Source organism: Runella sp. R0.1_18 (genome assembly GCF_057652155.1).
Genome location: NZ_JBYFCK010000046.1, coordinates 1 through 6,863 on the forward strand (window position 1 = coordinate 1; position 6,863 = coordinate 6,863).

Genomic DNA, 6,863 nt, shown 5'->3' on the forward strand with positions numbered 1-6,863 from the left:
TTGCTTCCGAAGTATCGGTGGGGCGACTGCCTATGCACGTATCGCTGGATTCATTTCTACAATCCGAAAAATGAATCAGAATATCATTCAAAATATCGAATCTGTCCTACAAGGCTCTTTTCAATGGGCTACCTAAACAGTTACGTATTTAATACTTTAACACAACATTGGCGTAACATCAGTAATTAGTAGTGCCTTAGAAAAGTTTGCAGAAGAAAATGGTATAGAGATACGATTTTCCCAACCTGGAAAGCCAACGCAAAATGGGCTTGTAGAACGCCTAAATGGAACACAAAGAAAGGAGTGTTTAAATCTCAAATATTTCACAACTGTGCAAGAAGTGCAAGATGATTTGGATAGATGCGGGGCGGCCCGTGCCGTGGAACGACTATAATTTTGATAGACCACATTCATCACTGGGATATTTGCCCCCCAGCAGTTTATTGATAATAACCCAAGTCTCTATTTTAAATTGGTAGCGGCTTAGGGGAGCAGGACACATACACCGTTTGTCGTCGCCAAGATAAAAATTTACAAAGCTTGCGTAGGCTTAGACCTTGATTCTTCACTTGGATTTGGCTCAAAAGTTGGTCTTTTTCTTCTGGGCTACAAGCTTTTTTGCGATTTCCAAGGCATCGCTGATGACTCGCTTTTCCAACTCTAATTCTGCGTACATTTTCTTGAGTTGTTCGTTCTCTTTTTCCAGTTCTCTTAGGCGTTTTAGTCCTCATTATTTTGAATACTGAAACTCTCCTTCCACTTGTAAAAAGTTCCCGGGCTTATTTGGTGTTCCTGACAAATCAATTCTACCGTTTTACTCTTTTGGGAATCTACAATCGCTCTGCGTTGTGTTTCGTTAAATCTGCTACTTTTCATTGGTTTTTGATTAGAAAGTTAAAACTATTTTGCTCACTTTCTACTACAAAATTGGTCACTTAGAGCCGCAAGTATGACACGTTGGCGGAAACGTATCATAGGCGTCTCTGCGGATAAGTTTATTGGCTTCTAGGCTTTTCAACTCTTACGACAGCGTTTTGTCCGTAATCCCTTTCACTTCTCTGGCAATTTCTTTGAAGCGTTTTGGATTTTCGGCCAATACAAATAAAATGAGCAACTTCCATCTTCCTTCAACCGCTTCGAGGGCATCTTGAATCGACAGCATTGTTCTTGGACAACTAGTTTTGGACAACATATCTTTCGTTTTTTTACATTACTTTCACGTAGGATAGCACTATCCCACGGGAAAGTAACACCGTTTGGGTTGTAAAGGTGGCTACTTTTGCGCTACAACAACAACAATTAAATGACAAAATCAAACTACTCCAAAATCCTGAACATTATTCTTTGGATAGCCCAAGGGCTTCTAGCTGCCACGTTAGTATGGGCAGGTTTTACGAAACTCTTTGCCCCTGAAAGCCTTCCCTTTCCGTGGATAAAAGATGCCCCTTCTCTTGTTCCACTCACAGGCATTATCGACCTACTAGGTGGTGTGGGAATTTTGCTCCCTGCGCTACTTCATATCCAACCTCGACTAACCATCTGGGCGGCTTATGGAATACTTGCTCTAATGATTACGGCCAGTATTTTCCACATTGTAAGAGTTGAGGCAAAAGATATTGGTTTCAATATATTCATGGGTCTTTTGGCGTTCTTCGTGGCATGGGGCCGACACACCAAAGCCTCCATTCACTAATCATCCCTCCCTACTCCCAAGTACGCCTTCAAGTTTTTCTCGTAAGGAACGACTTGAAGGCGTGTGGCTTAATTTATTTCTATCCTACCCAACAACAGTACAGCATTTGCGAAGTTAAAGTTTTGATGTTCAAAAAATATTTTTATTTAAACAATATATTTTTATTGTTTTTCAATAAATATTTTTCACATTTGCATCATCAATTTAACATTCAACACAATGTCAACTCAAAACAACTTCGTTTTCAAAGCTCTGCGTGTAATCGCTTGGGTCATTTTTGTCGGTTTGTCGATAGAAGCGGGGGCACTGCTTGTCAATTTTCTTTTTAGCATTTTCAAGCCCGAATTTGTGGGCAATCTGTACCAAAAACTGGATTTGAGTGAAATGTATCAGCAGAGCAAATGGGCGTTTTACGGTATGTATAGCTTTGTCCTAACGATTGCTACGTTAAAGGCCATATTATTCTACCTCGTCATCCTCTTGCTGGATAAATTGGACTTGTCAAATCCTTTTAATAGTTATGTATCCACAAAAATCTCGCAACTAAGTGAACAAACCTTCTGCATTGGCCTTATCAGCTACATTGCTCGACAAGTTGCCAAAAACATGGAGCATCACCAGTTCGACACCGACCGCTTAAATGCGTTTTGGGAAGATAGTCAAGCCTTTATTTTAATGGCGGCCGTGATTTACGTAATTGCACAAATTTTTAAAAGAGGAGTTGAACTTCAAAACGAAAACGACTTAACCATCTAACCTATGCCCATCGTTGTTAATTTAGACGTCATGATGGCAAAGCGAAAAATGTCGCTCAACGAGCTATCGGAGAGAGTTGACCTTACCCTTTCCAACCTTTCTATTCTAAAAACAGGAAAAGCCAAAGCCATACGTTTTAGTACTTTAGAAGCCATCTGTAAAGCACTCAACTGCCAGCCTGCTGATATTCTTGAGTATGTGGAAGAAACAAATGAGCGCGAATAAACACGTGCTCGCTTTGCTTGTTTATTCAGTACAACCGATTTAATGCTTTGACTATCAATAGTAAATAAACTGGGAGGGTTTTTGGGATATTAAGTTTTCGGTTATTGGGTTGATAGTCAATAAAAAAAAGGGGGATTTAGGCGGTATTGCTTGTTTCTTGGTATGTGATTCGTGGGAAATATCCCGAATTATGTGCTATTTTTGGGTTGACCCAAGCGAGACAAGATTAGCAATGTCTCCTAACCGATACATCGTATGTTGCCTAGAGTACTGGTTGTTTTCTTAGTTTGTTGGATGGGGTGGGGGAGTATCTTGACACTGCATGGGCAAGAGCAGTTCTCTGTAGAGCAAAAACGCACTCGCTTTTTGATTGATTTTTCTTACCAATTTGTAGCCCAAAATACGGATGCCACCAGTCGTTTTGAACTACAAATGGATAGTTTACAAAAAGTAGCTAGTCAAGAAAAAGACAAACGTGCCTTGGCGTACCTTCAGATATTACGCCTTCGCCTACAAGAAATAACTGCAAATTTGGATGAAAAAAAATCTGTTTTAAATAAAAAAATAGATGACATTTTTAATGCAACACCCTATGATGATTTGAAAGCTTACATTCTTTTTTGTCGAGGCTTGGCTGCCTTCGATAAGAAAGATTATGTTGTAGGGCTTCCACTTTTATTTAAAGCCCGAAAACTATTGGAAGAAACCTATTTTGGGAAATTTCCCCACAGTATTTACTATTATATAGGCTTTTTTAATATCTATTATTTCTTTGAGGATTATAAAATGGCAGCACTTCACTGCGAAGATGCCCTCAAAGAGCCTCCAAATGCAGTCTTTACCCCCATGGGGATTTATAATAATTTGGGACTTTGTTATCTCAAATTGAAAGAATATGATAAGGCGGAAAAAGCGTTTAAGGATGGAACCAAGGCCGCAAAAGCGCAAAAACATATTAATTTTGAAGTCTTAATTCGAGGAAATTTGGGTAATTTGCTACGGTTAAAAGGGGAGTATAAACGTGCCTTGCCGTATTTGTACGAAGAAGCTAAAGTCAACGAAAAGGTCATTCCTGAAAATGCCGCAATTAGCAGAATGTACATCGCCAATGCTCTTATCATGCTTGATTCGGTGCAAAAAGCGAAAGCTTTTTTAGTTCCCCCTGCGATAAAAATGCCCGTTTGGACGTATCCAACCTACGATTTAATACGCTTTGAAACTCAGGGACGTTATTATACCAAAATAGGGGATTTTGGAAAAGCAAGCCGTTACAAAGACTCACTGCTGGTATTGAAGGATACGTTGAAGTTGCAATTGGACTACAAAAAAATTGTGGTTTTGGAAAGTCGCTTGCAAGCCGATAAATACATCAACGAACGAAAAGCGCTTCAGGTGCAAGTGGCCAACGAACGTAGCTTACGAAATTGGGTGATTGGTGGGCTGGCAGTCATCTTTTTGGGAATAATATATTGGCTCAATTCCCGTCGGAAAAAAGAAAAACGTTTACACGTTGAAGAGCGGCGGAAAGCTGAAGAGATGTTGGCCCATGCCAACAAACAGTTGGAGCAGTTTTTGTCTAATATCAAAGAAAAAAACGAACTGATTGAAAAAATTACCGCGCAAATTGAGGAGGATGATGAGCCTACCATCGACCAGACCGAGTTTGCCAACGTGCTCAGAAGTCTTCAAAAAAGTGTGCTCCTAACGGATAATCAGTGGACGGATTTTAAAGGGATTTTTGAACAAGTATTTCCGTCTTTTTTCTCTAATTTGACAAAAAAATATCCTGATTTAACAGCCGCTGAAGAACGAATAGTGGCCTTAGAAAAACTTAATCTAACCGATCGGTTCAAAGGTAATATGCTCGGTATTTCGGCTGATTCAGTGAAAAAGACGCGATACCGTCTTCGAAAAAAATATCCTAATTTGATGGAGATGCCAAACGTTTCGCAAGTACAGGAAGAGGGTAATGTTTAACGTATAGTGTTGGATGTCTTTAGAAATAGGGCATTATTTGTATTTTTACTTTCTGAACTCTCGCGTTTGTATGATAAACTTACCAAGGTATTGGTGTGATAAAATGAAGTACTTGGTGGCTTTCGGCATGTGTTTGTGGGGCGTGTCCTCTTTTGGTAAACCATATATGCCGTTGTATTTAAAGAATTTAGCCAAGCAGCCTGCCGAGAATCGCATCAATTATTTTATGACTTCTTATTATGATTGGCAAAAATCAAAAGATGACTTTAAACGAATAGATAGTTTGGAGCAGATTGCGAAGGAACTCTCCGATAACCAACTGAAAGAATATGCGATTACGGCCCGTTATATTTTAAAATACATTTTAGAACCAGATAGTTTAAAGAAAGAAACGGTCTTAAAGGAAGCAAATAGTTTTTTTGCCAAAGCAAGCAATGACGACCAAAAAGCATTTTGTTACTATAACATTGGGATGCGCTATTTTTTTGAAGGTAAAATAAAAAAATGCCTTCCTTTTATTTTTGAAGCAAAACTAATACTCGAAAATTTAAACTACACTTCCTTCAGACACGCTAGTTATTATTATGACGGATTTTTTACTTTATATTATTATTTCCAAGACTATAAAAAAGCGATTCAATTCCAAGAAATGGGGTTAAAAAACCCCTATAATATTTTATATTTTCCTGCCGATTACCATGATAACATAGGGCTTTGTTATGTACGTTCGAAAGAATATGATAAAGCCGAAATCGAATTTAAGAAATCCGTTGCGTTTGCTAAAAAATCAAAAGATATTGCCATTGAGGGAGTCGCTATGGGAAACCTAGGGCTGACTTACTGGCTTAAAGGCGAATACAAAAAGTCGCTCCCACCGCTGTATTACGACTTAAAAGTAAACGAAAAATCTCTCCCTTTAAACGTGGCCAATGGTCGTCTCTATATTGCGTATAGCTTGCTTAAACTAGATTCGGTGGAGAAAGCCAGTACTTATTTTCCTTCTTACAGAACGCATGAACACTTTTGGAGTAGAGGATACAATCGCCTAAGGTACATGACTTACGGCCTTTATTATGATAAAATAAAGAATCATAGACTCGCCTCTATCTATAAAGATTCTCTTTTATTTCTTAATGATTCAATTAAAGTAGCAACAGATATTACTAAAATAGCAGCCTTTGAGAGCAGATTAGAAGCGGAAAAGTTTTTGAACGAAAAAAAAGAACTTGAAGCAAATGCCAAATACGAAAGAATGCTTCGGGATGTAATTATTTTTGGCCTATTTGTGGCCTTTGGAATTGGCATTGTATGGCTGAATGAACGAAGAAAACAAACGCAGCGATTGGAAAAATTAAAACGTCAACAGGCGGAAGAAAAACTAGCTCAAACAAATCAACAATTAAACCAATACATCATAAATATTAGGGAAAAGAATGAACTTATTGATAAAATAACGGCTCAAATCAGAGATAAAAAAAATCTGCTCGAAGAGGAGCCAAACGGCATTGAAGCAACCTTACGGAGCCTTCAACAGTCAGTCTTATTGACGGAAAAAGATTGGATAGATTTTAAAGAAATTTTTGAGCAGGTTTTTCCCCATTTTTTTAAACACTTAGACCAAAAATACCCCGATTTGACCGCTGCTGAAGTCCGACTTGCCGCGTTGGAAAAGTTAAACCTGACAGACAAAATCAAAGGAAATATGCTGGGTATTTCGGCTGATTCGGTAAAGAAAACGCGGTACCGACTACGTAAAAAATACCCTAATTTGATAGAATAATCGGTTACTTCTCAAGATGTTTTGAGCTAATATCACAATTTTTGTAAATTGTCCACTCCACTGCCTCTCCCAAAAAAATAGCTTATTAATAAATGAAGGTTTTGTTTTGCGGTAGTTGGCTAATATAGTCGAACGGCTTTGCCATTTTCCGTTAAATCCTCAATTTTAATACATTGTAAACTAAATTGGTACGATTTTTTCTATTAGCTTCTGAAACGCGAAATTATGCAGAAGCAACATATCTAATTAGAGACAAAAGACCGTTTAGAATTAGAGGGTCTTTTATTAAAAAGCCCATTGACAGTTAAGATTCACAAACGGATTCAAGTACTTCTTGGTCTTGACGCGGGCAAAAGGTAACTGTTTAGGTACGCTATTTGCATAGATGAGATTATGGAAGAGTTGATTAAAGAAATATCGGACTTGAAGGCG

Annotated in this window: 8 protein-coding genes; 6 read left to right on the top strand and 2 right to left on the bottom strand. The window is 38.3% G+C overall.

Going from position 1 to position 6,863, the window contains the following annotated elements; translation table 11 throughout:
* Positions 1 to 229: 229 nt before the first annotated feature.
* Positions 230 to 394, top strand: coding sequence for an integrase core domain-containing protein (locus tag AC23P2_RS30745; protein ID WP_487776740.1), 165 nt, complete (start codon positions 230 to 232; stop codon positions 392 to 394).
* A 326-nt stretch (positions 395 to 720) separates the two neighbouring features.
* Here AC23P2_RS30745 and AC23P2_RS30750 read toward each other — a convergent pair whose 3' ends face one another.
* Both AC23P2_RS30750 and AC23P2_RS30755 read right to left on the bottom strand, forming a co-directional pair.
* Complete coding sequence (locus AC23P2_RS30750; protein WP_487776733.1) at positions 721 to 876, bottom strand: transposase; 156 nt, start codon at positions 874 to 876, stop codon at positions 721 to 723.
* 145 nt (positions 877 to 1,021) lie between these two features.
* Positions 1,022 to 1,162 carry a winged helix-turn-helix transcriptional regulator gene (locus AC23P2_RS30755; protein ID WP_487776734.1) on the bottom strand — a complete coding sequence of 47 codons (141 nt, stop codon included), beginning with the start codon at positions 1,160 to 1,162 and terminating at the stop codon, positions 1,022 to 1,024.
* A gap of 141 nt (positions 1,163 to 1,303) precedes the next feature.
* Here AC23P2_RS30755 and AC23P2_RS30760 point away from each other — a divergent pair, with 141 nt between their 5' ends.
* The 5 genes from AC23P2_RS30760 (at position 1,304) to AC23P2_RS30780 (ending at position 6,431) form a co-directional block, all read left to right on the top strand.
* Positions 1,304 to 1,693 (top strand): DoxX family protein, encoded by a 390-nt coding sequence (locus tag AC23P2_RS30760; protein ID WP_487776735.1) that lies wholly within the window; start codon positions 1,304 to 1,306, stop codon positions 1,691 to 1,693.
* A gap of 219 nt (positions 1,694 to 1,912) precedes the next feature.
* Entirely contained in the window at positions 1,913 to 2,449 is a 537-nt protein-coding gene (locus AC23P2_RS30765; RefSeq protein WP_487776736.1) for a DUF2975 domain-containing protein, read from the top strand.
* A gap of 3 nt (positions 2,450 to 2,452) precedes the next feature.
* On the top strand, positions 2,453 to 2,674 hold the full coding sequence (locus tag AC23P2_RS30770) for a helix-turn-helix domain-containing protein (protein WP_487776737.1): 222 nt from the start codon (positions 2,453 to 2,455) through the stop codon (positions 2,672 to 2,674).
* A gap of 255 nt (positions 2,675 to 2,929) precedes the next feature.
* Complete coding sequence (locus AC23P2_RS30775) at positions 2,930 to 4,651, top strand: tetratricopeptide repeat protein (RefSeq protein WP_487776738.1); 1,722 nt, start codon at positions 2,930 to 2,932, stop codon at positions 4,649 to 4,651.
* Positions 4,652 to 4,721: 70 nt separating this feature from the next.
* Positions 4,722 to 6,431, top strand: coding sequence for a hypothetical protein (locus tag AC23P2_RS30780; RefSeq protein WP_487776739.1), 1,710 nt, complete (start codon positions 4,722 to 4,724; stop codon positions 6,429 to 6,431).
* Positions 6,432 to 6,863 lie beyond the last annotated feature (432 nt).

Bases quoted from the DNA above. Each gene is read 5' to 3' on its own strand.
- AC23P2_RS30750 (WP_487776733.1), bottom strand. From the start codon at position 876: ATGAAAAGTAGCAGATTTAACGAAACACAACGCAGAGCGATTGTAGAT.
- AC23P2_RS30755 (WP_487776734.1), bottom strand. From the start codon at position 1,162: ATGCTGTCGATTCAAGATGCCCTCGAAGCGGTTGAAGGAAGATGGAAG.
- AC23P2_RS30760 (WP_487776735.1), top strand. From the start codon at position 1,304: ATGACAAAATCAAACTACTCCAAAATCCTGAACATTATTCTTTGGATA.
- AC23P2_RS30765 (WP_487776736.1), top strand. From the start codon at position 1,913: ATGTCAACTCAAAACAACTTCGTTTTCAAAGCTCTGCGTGTAATCGCT.
- AC23P2_RS30770 (WP_487776737.1), top strand. From the start codon at position 2,453: ATGCCCATCGTTGTTAATTTAGACGTCATGATGGCAAAGCGAAAAATG.
- AC23P2_RS30775 (WP_487776738.1), top strand. From the start codon at position 2,930: ATGTTGCCTAGAGTACTGGTTGTTTTCTTAGTTTGTTGGATGGGGTGG.
- AC23P2_RS30780 (WP_487776739.1), top strand. From the start codon at position 4,722: ATGATAAACTTACCAAGGTATTGGTGTGATAAAATGAAGTACTTGGTG.